This is a genomic window from Mesorhizobium sp. L103C131B0 (genome assembly GCF_000502275.1).
Classification (GTDB): domain Bacteria; phylum Pseudomonadota; class Alphaproteobacteria; order Rhizobiales; family Rhizobiaceae; genus Mesorhizobium.
Map to the genome: position 1 here is coordinate 14314 of NZ_AYXC01000011.1, position 19127 is coordinate 33440.

The window sequence follows — 19127 nt, forward strand, 5'->3', positions numbered from 1 at the left end:
CGCGAGGCGGCAGATCCAGAGCAATTCTGGCGCCGATCCACGGCCGAGATTGAATTGACAAGCCATTGCGCGAAACCTAAGCACGGGCAACTTGATTTCGAGGCGGGGGCCGGTAATTCAAGGAGAGCTTGTTGAAGGGAATAATCCTTGCAGGAGGCAGCGGGACGCGTCTGTATCCCCTTACATTAGCGATCTCTAAGCAGATTCTGCCGATATACGACAAGCCGATGATTTTTTATCCGCTGAGCGTCTTGATGCTCGCCGGTATCCGCCAGATTTTGATCATTTCGACACCTCGCGACTTGCCGGTGTTTCGGGAGTTGCTGGGCGACGGTTCGGAATTTGGGGTCGAATTCTCCTATGCCGAGCAGGCGCAGCCCAACGGGCTTGCCGAGGCCTTCATCATCGGCCGCGACTTCATCGGCAAGGATAATGTGTCGATGATTCTCGGCGACAACATCTATTTCGGCGAGGGCCTGTCGCAGCTCTGCCGCACTGCTGCGCAGCGCCAAAGCGGCGCGTCGGTGTTCGCCTACCATGTCGAGGACCCGCAGCGCTACGGCGTGGTGTCGTTCGACAAGCTCAGCGGCACGGCTTTGACGATCGAGGAGAAGCCGCGGGAGCCGAAGTCCAACTGGGCGGTCACCGGCCTCTATTTCTACGACAATGAGGTCGTCGACATCGCGTCGACGATCAAGCCCTCGGCGCGTGGCGAACTCGAGATCACGGCGGTCAACAACGTCTATCTCGAGCGCGGGAAATTGCACGTGCATCAGCTCGGCCGCGGCTATGCCTGGCTCGACACCGGCACGCATGACAGCCTGCATGAAGCCTCTTCCTTCGTGCGCACGATCGAGCACCGCCAGGGGATCAAGGTCGCCTGTCCTGAAGAAATCGCTTTCGAGCAGGGCTGGCTGACCGCCGACAAGGTGCTTGAGCGCGCCACGCGCCTGGGCAAGAACGAATACGCCGCCTATCTGCGCCGGCGTGTCGCCGAGCTGACGGAGACATAGAGTGCTGGAAGTCAGGCAGCTCGGTTTGGACGGCGTGCTGGAAATCGTGCCGAAGCGGCACGGCGATGCGCGCGGTTATTTCATCGAAACCTGGAATGCCGAGGCCTTTGCCGAGACCNGTGCCGAAGCGGCACGGCGATGCGCGCGGTTATTTCATCGAAACCTGGAATGCCGAGGCCTTTGCCGAGACCGGCATCGATCTGCGTTTCGTCCAGGACAATCATTCCTATTCGGCTGCCGCAGGTGTCGTGCGGGGGCTTCACTATCAACTGCCTCCACGCGCGCAGGACAAGTTGCTGCGTGTGATCCGAGGCAAGATTCTCGACGTGGCGGTCGACATCCGCCGCAGCTCGAAAACCTTCGGAAAATGGGTCGCGCTCGAAATATCGGCCGAGAGAGGCAACCAGATCCTGGTGCCGAAGGGTTTCGCGCACGGTTTCGTCACGCTCGTGCCGGACACCGAGGTTCTGTATAAGGTCACCGACACCTATTCGCCGGCGCATGATCGATCGATCCGTTTCGACGATCCTGATATCGGCATCGATTGGCCGTCGCCGGCCGGCGCCTTCGAGCTCTCGGCCAAGGACCTCAAGGCGTCGGCGCTTGCTGAGGCCGAGGTGTTCGCATGACGCGCGACGATGTGAGGAGAGCGCCATGAATTTTCTGGTGACAGGCGGTGCCGGCTTCATCGGCTCGGCCGTGTGCCGGCATTTGTGCGCCAATCCGGCCTACCATGTGACCAATCTCGACAAGCTCACCTATGCCGGCAATCTGGCCTCGCTGCGCACCATCGAGAATGCACACAACTACAAATTTGCGCAGGTCGACATCTGTGACGAGCGGGCGGTTCTCGACATCCTCCACCGCGACGAGATCGACGTCGTCATGAACCTCGCCGCCGAAAGCCATGTCGACCGCTCGATCGACGGACCCGGCGCCTTCATCGAGACCAACATCGTCGGCACCTACCGGGTGCTGAATTCGGCGCTCGAATATTGGCGCGGCCTTGACGAGGACAGGAAGGCGCGCTTCCGCTTCCACCATGTCTCGACCGACGAGGTGTTCGGCGATCTGCCCTTCGATGGCGGCATGTTCGTGGAGGAGACGCCTTACGCGCCATCCTCGCCCTATTCCGCCTCCAAGGCCGCATCCGACCATCTGGTGCGGGCCTGGCACGAGACGTACGGCCTGCCGGTCGTGCTCTCCAACTGTTCGAACAATTACGGTCCGTATCACTTTCCCGAAAAGCTGATCCCGCTGGTCATCCTCAACGCGCTCGACGAAAAGGCGCTGCCGGTCTACGGCGCCGGCGCCAATGTGCGCGACTGGCTGTTCGTCGAGGATCATGCCCGCGCCCTGGAGCTGGTCGCCACCAAGGGCCAGCCGGGCGAAAGTTACAATGTCGGCGGCAATTCCGAGCGTACCAACCTTGGCGTCGTCGAGACGATCTGCGGCCTGCTCGACATCAGGCGTCCGCGCAGCGGCGGCAGGAGCTACCGCGATTTGATCAGCTTCGTCACCGATCGGCCCGGCCACGACCGCCGCTATGCAATCGATGCCTCCAAGATCGGCCGGGATCTCGGTTGGGCGCCGGCGGAGAGTTTCGACAGCGGCCTTGCAAGGACCGTCGACTGGTTCCTCGACAACAAATGGTGGTGGGGACCGATCCGCGAGCAGCGCTACGCCGGCGAGCGGCTGGGGCAAGTCCGGTCGCGCGGCCAGGTTGAAGGCAGGAAGGGCGCGGCGTGAGGCTGGTTGTCACCGGACGCGACGGTCAGGTCGCTGCCAGCCTGCTGGAGGCCGGGCAGAGGCGCGATGGCATCGAGGTCGTCACCCTCGGCCGCCCAGTGCTCGATCTGGCGCGGCCCGATACGGTATTCGACGCACTCGCGGCAGCGCGGCCGGATATCGTGGTGTCGGCTGCCGCCTACACCGCGGTCGACCAGGCCGAGGACGAGCCCGATCTTGCCTTCGCTGTGAACGCCGTCGGCGCCGGCAAGGTCGCCGAGGCGGCCGCGAAGCTCGGCGTGCCCGTAATCCATCTGTCGACCGACTACGTCTTCGATGGCACCAAGGACGGCGCCTATGTCGAGACCGACGCCACCGCACCGCTCGGCGTCTACGGCGCCTCCAAGCTTGCCGGCGAGCTGGCCGTGGCCGCCGTCAATCCGCGCCATCTGATCCTGCGCACCGCCTGGGTCTACAGCCCGTTCGGCAAGAATTTCGTGAAAACCATGCTGCGGCTGGCCGGCGACCGCGACGAGATCGCCGTGGTCGCCGACCAATGGGGAAATCCGACATCCGCACTTGATATTGCCGACGCGATCCTGCATGCGGCGGCGGTGTTGCGCGGCGACTTTGACGGCTACGGCATTTATCATCTTGCCGGCACCGGCGAGACCAGCTGGAGCGGCTTTGCCCGTCATGTTCTCGACACAAGCGCGCGGCACGGCGGGCCTACCGCGCGGGTGCGCGACATCGCGACCAGCGACTATCCGACTAGGGCAAAGCGGCCCGCCAGTTCCCGGCTGTCGAGCGAAAAGTTCGCGTCGGCGTTTGAATGCACGGCCCCGGTGTGGCACGAGTCGGCGGAAAAGGTGGTGCGCAGGCTGGCGGGGAGCAAGACAAAACAGGCATTGACTGCATGAACAAGCATCCGTTACCCGAGCAATTGCATGACGCGACGCCCGACCCTAAGGGGATCGATCAACCGGCGCCGAAGAAGCGCGCCAAGGCTGCCAAGCCAGCGAAGCGTATCTGCATCATGGTGCTGGGCATGCACCGCTCGGGCACGAGCGCGCTGACCAGGGTCATCAGCCTTTTGGGCGCGGCGCTTCCGCACCAGGTTATTGATCCGGACGACAGCAATGCCAGCGGCTATTGGGAGCCGACGAGCCTCAATCATCTCAATGAGAAGATGCTGGCTGAGGCCGGCAGCCGCTGGGATGACTGGCGCAGCTTCGACCCAGGAGATCTGGGAGCTTCGCGCATCGGGTTCTACAAAGCGGAAATTTCCCGAATTGTCGACGAAGAGTACGAAAATGCTTCTGCGATCGTTCTCAAGGAACCACGAATTTCCCGCTTTGCGCAGCTTTATGCCGCTGTTCTAAAGGCGAAAAATTTTCAACTGCACTACGTGCTGGCAAACCGCAATCCGCTGGAGGTCATCGCGTCTCTTGGCAAACGCGACGGTTCGACTTTCGCAACAGGCTCGCTGCTTTGGCTACGACATCAACTTGAAGCCGAGCGCGCAACGCGGGGTATGTCGCGGGTCTTCGTCTCATATGACGCCATGATGGTCGATTGGCGCTCGGAGCTGACGAAAGTCGTCACCGCCGTGCGACCGGGTTGGTCAAGGCCGTTCGAAGACGCCGGGCCGGAGATTGATGCTTATCTGTCCTCGGATCACAGACATCACGCGATAAACGATGACCGGCTTTCTGCCGACGAACGGGTCCTTCCTTGGGTCAAAGAGGCCTACAAAGCCCTTCGAGCGCTGGAAGCCGATCCAGCCGATAACCAAGCGATGGCGGTCCTCGATAGTATCAGAGTTGAATTCGACGCGGAGACCGTTCTTTTCGGTGAGGCCGTTTTCCCAGAATTGAAAAGGAAAACTGACGAATTCAGGTTTATAGAAAGAAGCCTTAGGGAGATATTGGAAAAAAAAGACGAAGAACTGAAAAGGATAATAGATAGTTGTGAGATTATATTGCAGGAGTTTCGTAATGAAAGGTCAGGTTGGGCTGCGGAAAGAGCTAAGGTCCAGGAAGAGCTCGTCACGCTCCAAGAAAATTTATCTGAGTCTAAGAGGTTAGAGGTTGAGTCTACCGAAGCTGCCAAGGCGTTGGAAAAAGCGCTCTCTACAAAAGAGGAACAGGCTCAGGTGTTAATTGCCGCGAATGAGAAGTATCTCAGAGAGCGAGCAGCAAGTGTTTCGGCTCAATCTGTAGTCGAGCATGAACGGCAACAGCTGGAAATCGCCCTTGCGCTAAGTCGAGATAAAGTCGCAGAAAAAGAAGAGGAGATAATAAAGACTAAAGAATATTTGCTTAGAGTGGTAAAGGAACTAGGAGAAAAGCAACAAGGTATTTCAGATAATTCTATCGGTTTGGAGAGAGTTCACAAAAGCTTTTTTTGGAGTTTATATAAAATAACATCTAAGATTCGATATTTCTTTAGGATGCGGGTTAAAAATTAAATCGAAATAGTTAGTGCCTGGGTTGCCCGTGACCGGAATTTTAGCCGAATAGCTTCGATTTCGGTGCGAGAATGACTGTGGATATAAATGCTTGGAATTTCCTTTATGAAACCGACATATCTGGCGTTCTACCTGCCGCAGTTTTATCCTTTCCCAGAGAATGATGCCTGGTGGGGCAAGGGTTTTACAGAATGGACCAATGTTACCAAGGCGACGCCATTGTTTGACGGTCACTATCAGCCGCATCTCCCCACGGAACTTGGATTCTATGATCTTCGGGTACGGGAAACGCAACACGAGCAGATAGCACTTGCCCAGCAGTATGGTGTCGATGCGTTCTGTTTTCACTATTATTGGTTCAGCGGTAAGCGGCTGTTGGACAAGCCGGTCGATGCCTACCTTGCCGATAAGTCCGCTCGTATGCCCTTCTGCTTATCTTGGGCAAACGAGAACTGGACACGGCGCTGGGATGGTGCGGAGCAGCATATGCTGATTTCGCAGAATTATGAGCCGGGTTATGAAATCAGCTTTATCGAAAGCGTGGTCCCCTTCTTCCGAGATGACCGATATCTTCGCGTGGACGGGCGACCAATCTTGCTTGTCTACAGGCCGCAGCAGCTTCCGAACCCCGCCCAAGCTCTAGAAATATGGCGTGAGCATTGCCGGAAGATCGGGATCGGAGAAATCCACCTTGTTGCCGCGTTAACGCATGGCAATCTCGATTATGAGTCACTCGGGTTCGATGCTGGAGTGGAGTTCCCCCCACACAATATGGTGGTCCAAAACATCAACCGTGAAGTGACGACCTTTGATTCCTTCAGAGGTATGTTCGTGGATTATGCAGATGTGGCCGGCAACTATCTCGGTCGGGATTATCGCGATAAGAAAATTTATCGGACCGTAGTCCCTTCATGGGACAACACTGCCCGAATTCGCGACCGCGCGGTCGCAATGCTTGCTGCCACCCCTGATAACTATGAGCGTTGGTTGAGGGCGGCGACGTCCCGTACTATGGTCGAGCGCGCTCCAAACGAACGGCTTGTTTTTATAAATGCATGGAACGAATGGGCCGAGGGCTGTCACCTAGAGCCGGATAGGAAGTTCGGGCGTGCCTTCCTGGATGCGACTCTGCGGGTCAAGGAAAGCAAGTCCGTTCTTGACGATGTTTTTGACCGGCATCCTTTCCGGACGGACGCAGGAACTTCCCTTGCGGTTTCAAGCGGTGCGATATGGAAAGCAGATTCGCCGGTACAGCGCTTCGCTGCGACCAAGTTAAAGATTCAAGGGATGCTGGCTAACGCGCCGGTGGCATACTGGGTTGCCAGATGTGGCTTCCGGGCTGCTCGCGCCGCCGCCCGACCAATCCGATCACTGTGGCGTCGATCGCCGTTTCTGAACAACAGCTCCTCGGCGCCCACTGCCACATTTCCATTGGTCTTGCAGAGCGTCGCCCTTGCTCGAGCGGCCCGACAAGTTCAAACGAGGGGCGAGTTGTTTGCGTCGAAGAACGACGCTATTTTAACGGCCTATCCAGGTAGGGCCGTCACGAGCAAAAGCGTCGAGGTTACTGCGGGTTGCGGAGCCACTAAGCTGGATCGACTAAAGGAACTTTTTGCAGAGAAATCTTTTGACGCCGTACCATTTCAATTTGGACGCTTTCTAAATTGCGTAGCGCACTCCCGTGCCATCGGCGTTATTACGCAAGGTGGAGCGATTATTGAAGAGTCAATTATCGTCTACCGATATGTCTATCAAGACCTCAATCTTCTGGATTATCTGGATGAAGAGGACGGGAAGTATATATTGCTATTCAATGAATTCAAATTCATTGATGAAGATGTGTTGCTCCCGCTTCACTCCAGTTTTGCGTTTGGTCACGTCATATTCGACGCTATTCCGCAGATTTTGTTCTGGGAGAACGAAATCAAGGAGAATCGCCTTAAGGTGGTGCTGCCAAATGATGCACCATTGTGGGTGCGCGGTATCTTGGCGACTTGGGGTTTTCTACCCCATCATTTTCTAATTCTGCCGCATACGCCATTTCGATTCCGCTCTGCCATGGTCTGCAATAGTCTCACGACTGGGACAACATATTACCCCAACCCGGACTCCCTGGCACAGTATGCTCTGCAACCGGCGTTGCCGACCGCTTCCGAAACCCCACAGTTGATCTACCTTGCACGGGATCGGGCCAACACCTATTCCAACCGGTTCATTGACAACGAACCCGAGGTAATCTCGGCGCTGGAGGCTTTGGGCTTCACTGCAATCGACCCATCGAAACTACCATATGTCGATCAAATGGAATTGTTTCGAAACGCCAAGGTGATTGTTGGCGCGCATGGGTCAGCTTTCGCCAACATAATCTGGTGCCGACCCGGCACCAAGCTGGTCGATTTGACGCCCGACGATTGGGTCGGCTACTGGAACGATCTCGGCATCACCGAGATGTGGCTATCGCGCACGTGCACGCTATTTTCGCTCGACTACGAAGTGGTGGTCTGCCGTTCGCAGATGGTTGAAAGCCCATTTCCGGGCCAGCCTCATTTGACCCAGCGTCATGTAACGTCCCAAGTCGACACAGACACTTTGGTTCAACGTGTCCGCGCCCTTCTTAAGGTTGTCGAACTGTGACTGTTAACTATCTTGACGTGATCATCAGCCTTACGCGTCGGGAAGTGACTGGACGATACCGAGGGTCGATGCTTGGCATCTTGTGGTCGCTATTGACCCCGCTGCTTATGCTCGCAGTTTACACATTCATGTTCGGTACGGTTCTGCGGATGCGTTGGGCAGGGGGAGGCGAGGGGCAGCCGACGGCCCAGTTCGCGATCATATTGTTCGTTGGCCTGATCTTCTTTCAAACCTTCTCCGAGGTGCTGACGAGGGCTCCTACGCTTGTGCTGGCGAATGTTAGCTACGTGAAGAAGATTGTTTTCCCGCTTGAAGTGCTACCGGTAGTGGCGCTTGCAGCGGCGTTGTTTCACATGATGGTCAGTTTTCTGGTCATGCTCATCTTCCTTGTGATTTCGCAGGGGTCGATTCCCTTGACGGCGCCGCTTCTGCCGGTCGTTGTGGCTCCATTTATCCTCCTCCTCCTTGGTTTGTCGTGGTTCCTCGCCGCTGTTGGTGTGTATTTTCGCGATATCGGCCAGGTACTGAACCCGATCGTCAGCGCGCTCATGTTCCTGTCTCCGATTTTTGTGCCGGCTGAGGCGCTGCCTGCGGCCGTGCGACCGTGGCTGGTATTGAATCCCATCTCGACTCCCGTTGAACAGGCCCGCAGGGTCCTGATTTTTGGTGAACTGCCGAACTTGCACGCGTTGGCTTTTTATACCGTGACGGCAGCGGTCATTGCCGGCCTTGGGTTTTTGTTCTTCCGAGCCACGCGCAAGGGCTTCGCAGATGTCCTCTGAAATCGCCATCTCGGTGAAGGCTGTATCCAAGCACCATCTGATGTTCAACCGGCCTGAAGACCGGCTGAAACAGATGGTGGTGCCGCGACTGCAGCGGCTGGTGAGGCAACTGCCTCGGCGCTACTTCCGTGACTTCGCTGCATTGACCAATATTTCTTTGGACGTCCGGCGAGGCGAGACCGTCGGCATCATCGGACGCAACGGTTCGGGAAAATCGACGCTTCTGCAGATTATCTGCGGAACACTGCAGCCCACCAGTGGTTCGGTTACCGTCAATGGCCGCGTAGCGGCGTTGCTGGAACTGGGCGCGGGGTTCAACCCCGATTTCACCGGTCGCGAAAATGCCTATCTCAACGCATCCATCCTTGGCCTCAGCCGTGCCGAGATGGACAATCGCTTTGACTCCATCGCCTCCTTTGCCGATATCGGAGACTTTATCGAGCAACCTGTAAAGACCTATTCTTCGGGTATGTATGTTCGGTTGGCGTTCGCCGTCGCCATTAATGTCGATCCGGATATTCTGGTGGTCGATGAGGCGCTGTCGGTGGGTGACGAGGCGTTCTCCCGTAAATGTTTCGCGCGAATCGAGCAGATCAGGGAACGTGGCGGTACGATTCTGTTCGTCAGCCACGCCGCTCAGACCATCGTCCAACTTTGTGATCGCGCCGTATTGCTCGACGCGGGTGAAATAATGTTGACCGGCCGCCCAAAGACGGTGACAGGCCAATATCAGCGGCTGGTAAATGCCAGTGCGGAGGGCGCGGCGGAAATCCGGGCGCAAATTGTGGCTATGAGGGATGCAACGATATCTCCCACCATCCCAATCGAATTGCCTTGGCTGAGATCAGAATCCGAAGATGAAGTTGTTGTCGAAAATTCACAGGCGCCCACAAACGAAATTAAGCACAGCGAAGCGCTCTCCAAACAATTGGAATCTGCGGATGGCTTCGATCCTTCACTCGTTTCCAAGTCAACTGCCTATCAAGAAGAGAGAGGCGCACGCATTCGCGACGTTCGCATACTCACTGTGAGCGGCGAGCAGGTGAATGTGCTGAGGCTCGGCAGAAGATACTTCATAGAATATTGGACCGATTTTTCAACCGACGCTACTCGGGTGGGGTTCGGCATCGGCATAACAACCACAACCGGGTTCCATGTCGCAGGTGCCAAATGCAGGGCGTCTCGGGTCGAACTGGCGCAGGCTGGTTCATCTCTAAGATCAAGATTTGAGTTCACTAGCCTACTGCTTCCTGGTCACTATTTTGTCACGTGCCAGGTCCGCGGATTGCCAGAGGTTGATGAGGTGCCTCTCCACCGAATTATCGACGCCATCGCTTTCAGAGTGGTAGAGGAGGACGAAACATTGGCGGCAGGGCTCGTAGATCTCTCTATGGTGGTCACTGTTGACCGATGAGCTAGGCGCGTCCATGTCTTCGGAGGGGATCCAGGCTCAATTTCCGGCCATTTCAATGCATTGCGGGGGAGCGACGCTGTCGTTTGTGCATGCGTGGCCTTCGACGTTTAATATCGGCGACTATCTTTCCAGCCCGCGCCACTATTTCGACTTCAAATGTCACTCACCTTCAGAAAGCGGGTTCTCTCGAATTCTCATTCTGGGTGGTGGCGCGTTCAATGATTTCGGAGCTTATGCAAGCTCCTTGGTTGAGTCGGACCGAAAAGTCGCTTGGGGGGTTGGCCAGAGTATCCAACCCTTGAACGGGTTCGGAGAACTCTCTTCCTCAATTCCAACGGATTTTTCTTTTTTTGGCTCTCGCGATCGTGCTCTGGCGGTATCCAATTCTACACTCGTACCCTGTGCCAGCGTGATGGGAGATATCGTCGATATCTTGCCAGGGACGGCGCTGGGCGTTTTCCTCAACCAGAATCCGGCCGCAAGCGGGCAGGCGGTCTTGGATGTCCTTTCGACTATCGAGCCGAATGCGATAGTTGGCACTAATTCTATGTCGGAACCTGAATTTCGGTCCAAGTTCGCTTTGACCGGAAAGATCGTAACAAATTCATATCATGTCGCCTATTGGGGGCTCCTGTCGGGTCGACAAGTCGGGTTGATAGGATACTCTTCCAAGTTCACCAGCCTTTTCGACCTCTTGGAACTTCCTGCTGATGTTACCCACTATCAAAGGGGTGATGCCGCTGGACTGTCGGGAGCAATAAAGCGCGTATTAAATGGTGAATTGTTCTCCTGCCTTGCATCGCCAACCGAAACCAAGCTGGCATTTAGACAGACCAACATCAGCTATGCTGAACGCTTGGTCGCCGCTGGTCTTTTTCGAGAGATCGATCCGTTGGACCAGTCGAACATTCACCGCAGACGAAGGGAACTAGAGGTATGGCGAGCCTACTCGCTTCTTCGCCGTTGACTTTGTTTATGCGCTCCACTTGGTGAGATCTGAGGTGTGCAGCGCCTGAAATCGCTGGAATACTGTTGGGTTGACATGAATCCTACGAAATATCTCTTGGAGAATATTCGAAGCTATGGTTTGTTTCTCGCACAGAGACTGTACTCTGGTATTTAGATTTGCGATCATGTCGCCGGCGCCAACCATAAAGGGTGTCACGCCGTCAAAGAGCGTCATGCCTCCCTGCGGAATGCGTTCATATTCTTTAGCTTCGGTGGCCTTCATCCAAATCTCGGTTTCATAGAGCTTGATTGTGTTCATCAAGAGCGAACCCGCAAGTGCCAGCGCGCGTTCGGCTCGATCGGGAGAGAAGTCGGCGATGGTATCGCAGGCTGAGATCAGCCATCGGGTGTTGAGCCGCTGCAGCAGAAAGGGCCCGCACTCCTCCCACACTTGTTGGAAGCGCTTCCAACTTCGTTTTTCAGCAATGCCGCGACGTAAAAGCACGATCAGCGCCGCATGCGTATATTCGATTTCGGTTCGGCCCACGAACTCCTGTCTCACCATATCTAAATGTTCCGCGAGATCATCCTTCCGTCCCACCGGAATCGCCGGAGCTACTCCGATGACAAGGCTGACGGCAAGCTCATGAACCTTATGGTTCAACAATCGCTTCATGCCGTCGACGGCCCCTCTGTCACGTGTCTGAAAAGGCAGCTTGATCCGAAACATCACACCTTTCTCTCATATGTTGCGGGCTTGGAAAACGTCGCTGTGAGGGCAAGGTTCAAATTGCCTCGGTGCGATCGGTAACAAGCGATGCATCGGAGGGTACAGGCTCTCCGTCCTGGTTTAAACGCACCGCGCCCCAAGAATGCCTACGGCTGCTTCAATCGATACATAGCCATTGAACATCTCGTGGGACGCCCGCCAAAGGGTGGCCGTGCCTACTCCCTTCACAAGTCGATCTCAAGAGGCAATAGGGCTAGCTGAAAGGTCGGAACCTTCCCAGGTCCACGGAGTCGGTTGAGACCACTGAAACTGAGGACCAGTAGTGAGCGAACTCACTGCGGTCCATCGGCTGAAAACCGGCAATGATCTTCTCGTAGTTTGCCCAGAGAGCATCATTTTCAGGGTCGAGTCCGGTAATCAGCACAAGGCCGGTTGGTGCGCTGTCGGTAACCGTAATTGAGAGTTCCGGCCGGTAGTGTTTGAGGGTGGGCACAATCTTCCATACGTCGCCGGCCCACCAGCCTGGAAATGCGGAGCGAGGATGTTTGGCGTCGGCGATATCCCGCGACGTCATATAGAATCCCGGCGGCAAACAGTCGTGCATGGCGACGATCGATTCGGGAGCGCAATGCTTTTCTGTATTTATGAAATCTCGGAGCAGGAATTCGAACCGATGCATGCCATCCAGAAAGGCAAGATCGACGGATTTCCCAAAGATGCGAGAGAGGTCGCGTTCAGCAAAAAAGGCATCGCTGGTTTGTTGAAATAGCTGGCAGGTTGGCTTCTTGCCAATGATGTTGGTCTGACAAGAGAAAAATGGATCAACGCCAACGGTCGAACAACTTGCCAATTTAATAGTATCGCCAAATTGAACGCCGATCTCAAAATATGTATTGGGTTTCAGCTGTTTGTGGATGTCTTCCAAAAAACCAAGATATGGTTTTCCTGTAACACGTTTCCCGTAGTCGGCATCCTGCATCAATAGCTCTCCACTTTAGCCTGCCCTAACGGCGGCATTCATTCTCCACCCATATGCTGTGTGCATTGCCCCGATCGACTCTTCCACAATGCGAGAGCCGTGTCATGCACCACAGCTTTGCGCGAGAGTGCGACAGACGAAAAAAATATCTGGCGGCGTCCCCGACTCCACGCTATGCGATACAAAGCGGCGGGGCTGGGGATTGGCACTCTAAACAGGTGATCGGTGACGGGTTTTCGTCGCTCTTGCACCACGTTAGTGTCCATGTCCTTGCGCCTGGAGTTCAGTACTACCCAATGACATCCTATGTAGAGGTCGTGTCCGGACTTCGGCCGAAGATGCGGCGCGCCATTATAATGATCCAGGATCTGGTCATGGTCCTGGTCGCGGTGGCGCTGAGTCTGGGGCTTTCTCAGTCGAGACTTTCATTCGACGCGCTCTCCACGGCCGGCCTGGCGTGCTGGGCAAGTATTGTTTTTCTCAGCCATATGCTGTTTCGCTATTGCGGCCTCTACAACACCGTGTGGCGTTTCGCCTCCACGCCGGACTTCTTCAACATCCTGAAGAGCTGCGCCATCCTGACCGTCACGCTCTATGTCGTCTCGCTGGCGGTTCGATCGTTTCAGCCGGTGACCGGCCTCAACGAGCGCCAGTTCATCGTCTTTTTCCTCGTCTCCTTCACCATCATATCGGCGCCTCGGCTCTATTACCGGTTCCTGCGCGACGGGGCGAGCTGGCGAATCCTGAGCCGCAACGCAAACAATGCGGCGATCAAACAAGCGCTGTTCGTCGGCAGGCTTGGCGAAGCAGACGTCATCATCCGCTTCACACGCACGGCCGAGCCGGCCGAATATTCCATCGCCGGCATCATGGCCATCGAGAACGGCGCGCCGTTGGGCACGCAGATCCAGGGCGTTCCGGTGGTAGCCGTGCGGCCCCGCCTGGTCGAGGTCCTCGAAGAATATGCAAGAGGCACCAAAAGCCTCGACATGCTGATTTTCGGCAATGGCACCGAACGCGAGATCGAGGAATATTCGGAACTGGTCCGTGTCGCCCGTCACAGCGGTATCGCCGTCGTCCAATTCTCCGGCGTTTCGGAGCTCGGCCAAGGCGGAAAGCTGGTACTCGACGCTGTCGAGATGGAAACCATCCTGCGCCGCCCCACAGTTGCTTCCGATATTGAGCGGATCGGCGGCTTTATCGGTGGCAAGCGCGTCCTGGTCACCGGCGGCGCCGGCTCAATCGGTCGCATCCTGGTCAAGCGGTCGCTGGAACTTGGCGCCGAGGCGGTTCTGGTCGCCGATATCTCGGAGTTCGGTATTTTCCAGCTCGACCAGCAGGTTGACGAAAAGGACCATGTCCGGCTCAAGAGCCGCATCGTCGATGTCACAGACCGGCGCCAGATCACCCGCGTCGTCAGCGATTTCAAGCCCGACATCATCTTCCATGCCGCCGCGCTCAAACATGTGCCGCTGCTCGAGGAAAATTGGGAATCGGCGATCCAGACCAACATTTTGGGCACCCTCGTCTGCGCCGAGGTTGCCGCCAAATGCGGGGTGCCGCAGTTCCTGCTGATTTCCAGCGATAAGGCGGTCGATCCGACCTCGGTGCTCGGTATGACGAAACGCGCCGCCGAGCAGATCGTCTCTTCGCTGCACGAAACGCACGCCACCGGGGCCAGCGGCCGTCGCTCCGGCACCAAGTTCATCGCCGTGCGGTTCGGCAATGTCTTCGGCTCCAATGGCTCGGTCGCCACCATCTTCCAGGCGCAGATCGAGGCCGGCGGTCCGGTCACCATCACCGATCGCCGCATGACCCGCTACTTCATGACGGTGGCCGAAGCCGTCGACCTCGTCATCATGTCGGCGGCCGACGCCGAGCGGCGCCAGGGCAAGGACGACTACGCCATCTACATGCTCGACATGGGCAAGCCGGTGCCGATCCTCGAAGTCGCTGAAACCATGATCCGCATGGCCGGCAAAAGCCCCTACACCGACATTCCGATCCGTTTCACCGGGATCAGGCCGGGCGAGAAGCTTCACGAAGTGCTGCATGGCGGCAATGAGGAGATCGTCGCGCTGGATATCCCCAAGATCTTCGGCCTCAGGACCGATGTCGTGGGATGGCCCAAGGTCCAGGCGGCGCTGACATTGCTGCAGGCGGCCATGCGCGATCAGGACAAGGCCTCGGCGCTCGCCGTCATGGCCGGCCTCTATCAGGCGGAAGAGCCTCCAAGTGAGGCACGCCGGGAAACCGTTGCGAAAACAGTCGGGCAAGCTGGTTAGAGCAATTCCAAGAAAAGTGTGGAGCGGTTTTCCGTCCGGGATTGCGTCAAAACAAAGAGCCTGTCCTGATCGACCGGGATTGGCTATTGAAACCGATCCGATGGCCGTTCCCAGGCGTTTGCAGATGATTTTGAACCAGTGAGCAGACAAGATCAGCGCGTGGCCGTGCTGCTGGGCACGAAAGATGGCGCGGCTTTCCTTGACGAGCAGCTCGCGTCGCTGGCTGCGCAATCGCATCCTGTTGTCGACCTCTGGGTTTCCGACGACGGTTCGACAGACGGCACTTCGGCCATTATCGGCGCCTGGCAGAGCCGCTGGTCCAAGGGCCGGTTGACCCTGTCGAATGGTCCTCGCCAAGGCTTTGCCGCCAATTTCCGCGCGATGATCATCGATCCGCGCATCGAGGCCGACTACTACGCCTTCTGCGACCAGGACGACATCTGGGAGCCGGACAGGCTGGAGAGCGCCATTGCCTGGATGCAAGGGCACGACGCCGGAACGCCGCTGCTGTTTTGCTCCAGAACCGCGACCATGTCCGAAACCGGAGCAGCGCAAGGGTATTCGCCGCTGTTCCAGCATCCACCCGCATTTCGCAATGCGCTTGTGCAAAGCATTGCCGGCGGCAACACGATGATGATCAACCGCGCCGCGCGAAAGTTGCTGGCAAAGGCATCGGCAAGGACCGAGTTCGTCAGCCATGACTGGTGGACATATCTGATCGTCACGGCTGCCGGCGGCATTGTCCGCTATGACCCGCGACCGCTGGTGCGCTACCGCCAGCATGAGGCAAACCTGGTCGGCGCCAACGTGTCGTGGAAGGCGAGGCTGTCGCGGCTGGGGCGCCTCTTCAGGGGCGAGTTCGCCGTCTGGACCGATCACAATCTGAGCGGCCTGGCCGTCAATCGCGACATCCTCACGAGGGATGCCGCCGCCTGTCTCGGCCTGTTCATCAGGGCGCGAAAGGGCGGTATCTTGCGACGCCTGCGCCTTCTCAGGAAAAGCGGCGTCTACCGGCAGACGCTGGCTGGGACGCTTGGGCTCTATGTGGCCTTCATCTGGCGGCGGATCTAGAGCATGCTGAGATGGCCATGAGGGGACCCAAGCGAGCTTTCGATCTCGTCGCGGCGGCGGTTCTGTTGCCGCTGACCTCGCCCGTCACCCTGCTTGCCATACTGGCAATCAGGCTGTCGTCGCCCGGACCGGCACTCCTCTCCCAAACTCGCGTCGGCCAGCACGGGGTGCTGTTTCGCTGCCACAAGTTGAGGACGATGGTTGTGGGAACGCCATCTCTGCCCTCGCATCAGGCGCCGGCAAACTCCGTCACCGCCGCCGGTAAGGTGCTGCGAAAATTCAAGATCGACGAGCTGCCGCAGCTCTGGAACGTGCTGAAGGGCGAGATGAGCCTGGTCGGGCCGCGTCCATGCCTGCCCACGCAAACCGAGTTGGTCGACCGCCGCAGGCAATTGGGTGTGCTTGCCGCACTTCCAGGCATTACCGGGCTTGCGCAGATGAGAGGCATCGACATGTCGGATCCGAAACTCTGCGCCGAAACCGATGCCGAATATCTCAGGGGAGCCTCGATCGGACTCGACGTCAAAATCCTGCTTGGCACAATCTACCGGACCTGACGGGCCTGTCGTGCAAGTTCCTCAATCCGGCCGAGCGTGTCGGTTTCCGGCATCCAGCCTTCCGAGATCAGCAGTGACGGGTCGCAAATCTGTGTCGCCATGGAAGCGTCGTACGCTGCTTTTCTGCCAAGCAGTGTGGCGAACAGCCTGAATGGCCAGGCCGGCACAGGAACGAGCCGGGTCGGAACGTCGTATCCGTGCCTGAATGCAGTCAAGATTTCGAACATCGCAACGGGGGAAGCATCGCCCAGGACATAGGTCGGGCGCGGTGGCGTGGGACGAGTCAAAAGATGCGCCACGGCGCCAGCCACCGCGTCGCGCGATATCAGCGAACGAACTGCGGTGAAAGCGCCTAAGGGCAATGGTAAGGCAATGGCGGCAGCCCGCATCATTCCACGCAGGTTTCCCTTCATGCCTTCGCCATAGACCGGCGGCAGGCGCAGCGCCGTGGCATCGGAGGGCTTGGACGCATAGGCTTCCAGTGTCTTGATCTCGCCTTCGCGTTTCGAGCGCCCGTAGGCGCATTGCGGGGCAGGGAGCGTCGCCTCGCTGATCGTTCCGCTGAAACCGGGACCGGCTACTGCCCGGATCGACGACAGATAGATGAAGCGCCCGCTTGTCCGCGAGGCGGCCGCGCGCGCCAGCTGCGCGGTCAGTGTCGCGTTGGCTGCCATGAAGTCGGCTTCGCTCGCCTTGCGGTCATTGTTGAGCGCCGCACAGTGGACGACATGGGTGATATCTCGCATCAGCGCCTGGTATGCCTGAGCCGGTGCGTCGAAGTCCGGCAACAAAACCGCATCGCTCACGGGATCGAGCCGTTCCGGGTGGCGCGATGCCATGCGCACCCCGAACCCGGCTTCGCGCAGCTGGTTGACGACCTGCCTGCCGATGAAACCCGTCGCGCCTGTGACCAGCACTTTCACGGCCGGCTTGCCTGGGGCGCCGGGGCCGGTGCCTGTTGTTCCGGCAGCATTTGTTGCCGGCCCGATGCAAGATATGTCCCGGACACCAGGAACACCATCAGTGTGGCATCGAGGATGTCGTGGCCGACCAGAATGCCGGTCAGGCCGCCGATGAGGTAGGTGATCGCAGTGACGACAATCATCGTGGCGCCGAACCGCTCGATCGCGTCCGTGCTGGTGCGCAGCACGATGGCCGCGTTTCTCGCGGCAACGAAGAACACAGCCGCGAGCGTTACGGCTCCAAGCAGCCCGGCCTCCACCAATGCAGTCAGGAAGCCATTGTGAAAATGGCTGAAGCCCGTGGACGGCATGTGGAACTGATTGTGGAATCCATCCTTTATCAGCTCACGGCTTGCAGCAATGCCGTGACCGAAAATCGGCATGTCGTGGAAGGCGCTCAGCCCAATCTGCCAAAGTGCTGCGCGCAAGCCGAGCGCGGTCGTGTGGTCGCCCTTCGTGGCGAGCGCATCCCAGTCGCTGAACAGGAAGGCCGCGCGCTCGGAAATGATGGGGAGACCAATGACCGCGATGACGATGCCGATCGCGCCCGCAATCAGCAAAAGCCGAATGGCGTTTCTGTTGTTGAGCTTGCGACGATTGATCAGCAGGACCGCGATGCCGGCCACCAGCATCGCCAGCCAGATGATCCGCGACCCCGAATAGACAATGTCGACCGCGCCGGCCAGTGTCGCGCAGGCCAGCAACGCCCTGTTCTTTTCGACACCCGATAAGGCGCCTGCCAGGCACATCATCATGCTGAGGCAGGCGACGGTCGCGAACACGATCGGATTGCCGGCGCCGCCTTCGGCCCGTATGCCCAGCCCGTGATATTGCACGACCGCCAGCAGCAGGGCGCCAAAACAGGCGGCGGCGCTCGCCAGCACGACGATGCGCGTCAGCGTGGTTTTCTCGGTAATGCTCCAGGTCGCGTATGAGACAGGGAAAAACAGGAAGGTGATCAGCCCTGCCAGATGCGGCGCATCCCTGGCGATCGAATTGTTGACGATGGAGGCGAACACGCTGGCTGCGCAATAGGCATAGATGGCCACCGTCATCGCGGTCATCGGCCGGTCAATGTTGAAACGCCGTCTTTTCAACGCAAGCAGAAGCACCGACCACAGGCCGCCACCATTGAACAAAAAGCTGACCGCCGATCCCAGCACCGGCGGGAAAAAGAAGCACAGAATGGAGAAGGTGATGTTGATCCGTGACGGCGAAACGTGCTGCTTGATGGCGGAAATCGGGGTCAATGCTCTGGTTCACAATGCGCTGGGTCGCTTGGCGACGGACGATGTTTGGCGGCGGCATTTGCGGCATGCCGCCCGGCGCAGGTTCAGGAGCCGGTATAGCGGCTGGGTGCGGTTTTCGAAAGTGCGACGAGGTCGGGCCGGCGTTTCTTTCGGTCCAGGCAAGATTTTTCCCGGCCTTTGAATGCTATCGCTCCGTCGGGCAGGAATTTTCGGATTCTAGGCTTTTCATGGAAAATTCGTTGCCGATCGGTGTGGCCGCCGGCCTTTCCAGCGTTGTTATATCAGGTGGCGATCTGCTAGAACG

16 protein-coding genes and 1 pseudogene are annotated in these 19127 nt (G+C 57.8%); 13 read left to right on the plus strand and 4 right to left on the minus strand.

All coding sequences use genetic code 11. The annotated features are described in order from the left end of the window. Positions 1-131 precede the first annotated feature (131 nt). The 10 genes and pseudogenes from rfbA to X730_RS1000000167585 all read left to right on the plus strand — a co-directional run bounded on the left by rfbA (position 132) and on the right by X730_RS1000000167585 (position 11008). Positions 132-1013 carry a glucose-1-phosphate thymidylyltransferase RfbA gene (rfbA, locus tag X730_RS146450; protein ID WP_023687178.1) on the plus strand — a complete coding sequence of 294 codons (882 nt, stop codon included), beginning with the start codon at positions 132-134 and terminating at the stop codon, positions 1011-1013. 1 nt (position 1014) lies between these two features. After that, a pseudogene (locus X730_RS1000000166375) lies at positions 1015-1128 on the plus strand (dTDP-4-dehydrorhamnose 3,5-epimerase family protein); the annotation flags it as partial. Next, on the plus strand, positions 1109-1642 hold the full coding sequence (rfbC, locus tag X730_RS146445) for a dTDP-4-dehydrorhamnose 3,5-epimerase (protein ID WP_031197106.1): 534 nt from the start codon (positions 1109-1111) through the stop codon (positions 1640-1642). The pseudogene X730_RS1000000166375 and the gene rfbC, both read left to right, overlap by 20 nt. A gap of 25 nt (positions 1643-1667) precedes the next feature. Then, positions 1668-2762: a dTDP-glucose 4,6-dehydratase gene (gene rfbB / locus X730_RS146440; protein WP_023754844.1), complete on the plus strand. Its 1095-nt coding sequence runs from the start codon at positions 1668-1670 to the stop codon at positions 2760-2762. After that, a complete protein-coding gene (gene rfbD / locus X730_RS146435; RefSeq protein WP_023754843.1) occupies positions 2759-3661 on the plus strand; it encodes a dTDP-4-dehydrorhamnose reductase in 903 nt (300 codons plus the stop codon). The genes rfbB and rfbD overlap by 4 nt, the downstream gene beginning before the upstream one ends. Further along, the gene (locus tag X730_RS1000000165390; RefSeq protein ID WP_050588133.1) at positions 3658-5211 is read left to right on the plus strand and encodes a sulfotransferase family protein; all 1554 of its coding nucleotides are present in this window, start codon (positions 3658-3660) and stop codon (positions 5209-5211) included. The genes rfbD and X730_RS1000000165390 overlap by 4 nt, the downstream gene beginning before the upstream one ends. A gap of 105 nt (positions 5212-5316) precedes the next feature. Next, the gene (locus tag X730_RS1000000165395; protein WP_196813853.1) at positions 5317-7845 is read left to right on the plus strand and encodes a glycoside hydrolase family 99-like domain-containing protein; all 2529 of its coding nucleotides are present in this window, start codon (positions 5317-5319) and stop codon (positions 7843-7845) included. Between the two features lie 17 nt (positions 7846-7862). After that, positions 7863-8627 (plus strand): ABC transporter permease, encoded by a 765-nt coding sequence (locus tag X730_RS146430; protein WP_023754840.1) that lies wholly within the window; start codon positions 7863-7865, stop codon positions 8625-8627. Further along, positions 8617-10041: an ABC transporter ATP-binding protein gene (locus X730_RS146425; RefSeq protein WP_023826761.1), complete on the plus strand. Its 1425-nt coding sequence runs from the start codon at positions 8617-8619 to the stop codon at positions 10039-10041. Before X730_RS146430 ends, X730_RS146425 begins: the two co-directional genes overlap by 11 nt. After that, complete coding sequence (locus X730_RS1000000167585; protein ID WP_155922470.1) at positions 10031-11008, plus strand: hypothetical protein; 978 nt, start codon at positions 10031-10033, stop codon at positions 11006-11008. The genes X730_RS146425 and X730_RS1000000167585 overlap by 11 nt, the downstream gene beginning before the upstream one ends. A gap of 6 nt (positions 11009-11014) precedes the next feature. Here X730_RS1000000167585 and X730_RS146415 read toward each other — a convergent pair whose 3' ends face one another. Together X730_RS146415 and X730_RS1000000167590 are read right to left on the minus strand one after the other, a co-directional pair. Continuing rightward, positions 11015-11719, minus strand: a complete 705-nt coding sequence (locus X730_RS146415; protein WP_023754837.1) for a hypothetical protein — start codon at positions 11717-11719, stop codon at positions 11015-11017. A gap of 253 nt (positions 11720-11972) precedes the next feature. After that, positions 11973-12698, minus strand: a complete 726-nt coding sequence (locus X730_RS1000000167590) for a class I SAM-dependent methyltransferase (protein ID WP_023754836.1) — start codon at positions 12696-12698, stop codon at positions 11973-11975. 296 nt (positions 12699-12994) lie between these two features. On the opposite strand from X730_RS1000000167590, the gene X730_RS146405 reads away from it, so the two are divergent. From X730_RS146405 to X730_RS146395, 3 genes are all read left to right on the plus strand, one after another. Then, a complete protein-coding gene (locus X730_RS146405; RefSeq protein ID WP_031197112.1) occupies positions 12995-14983 on the plus strand; it encodes a nucleoside-diphosphate sugar epimerase/dehydratase in 1989 nt (662 codons plus the stop codon). 138 nt (positions 14984-15121) lie between these two features. Continuing rightward, complete coding sequence (locus X730_RS146400; RefSeq protein ID WP_023732070.1) at positions 15122-16054, plus strand: glycosyltransferase family 2 protein; 933 nt, start codon at positions 15122-15124, stop codon at positions 16052-16054. A 17-nt stretch (positions 16055-16071) separates the two neighbouring features. Further along, positions 16072-16611, plus strand: a complete 540-nt coding sequence (locus tag X730_RS146395) for a sugar transferase (RefSeq protein WP_023684586.1) — start codon at positions 16072-16074, stop codon at positions 16609-16611. On the opposite strand, the gene X730_RS146390 is transcribed toward X730_RS146395, so the two are convergent. Continuing rightward, positions 16599-17534 (minus strand): NAD-dependent epimerase/dehydratase family protein, encoded by a 936-nt coding sequence (locus X730_RS146390; protein ID WP_023826762.1) that lies wholly within the window; start codon positions 17532-17534, stop codon positions 16599-16601. The two genes, X730_RS146395 and X730_RS146390, sit on opposite strands and share 13 nt — an antisense overlap. Beyond that, positions 17531-18823 carry an O-antigen ligase family protein gene (locus X730_RS146385; RefSeq protein WP_031197113.1) on the minus strand — a complete coding sequence of 431 codons (1293 nt, stop codon included), beginning with the start codon at positions 18821-18823 and terminating at the stop codon, positions 17531-17533. Before X730_RS146385 ends, X730_RS146390 begins: the two co-directional genes overlap by 4 nt. Positions 18824-19127 lie beyond the last annotated feature (304 nt).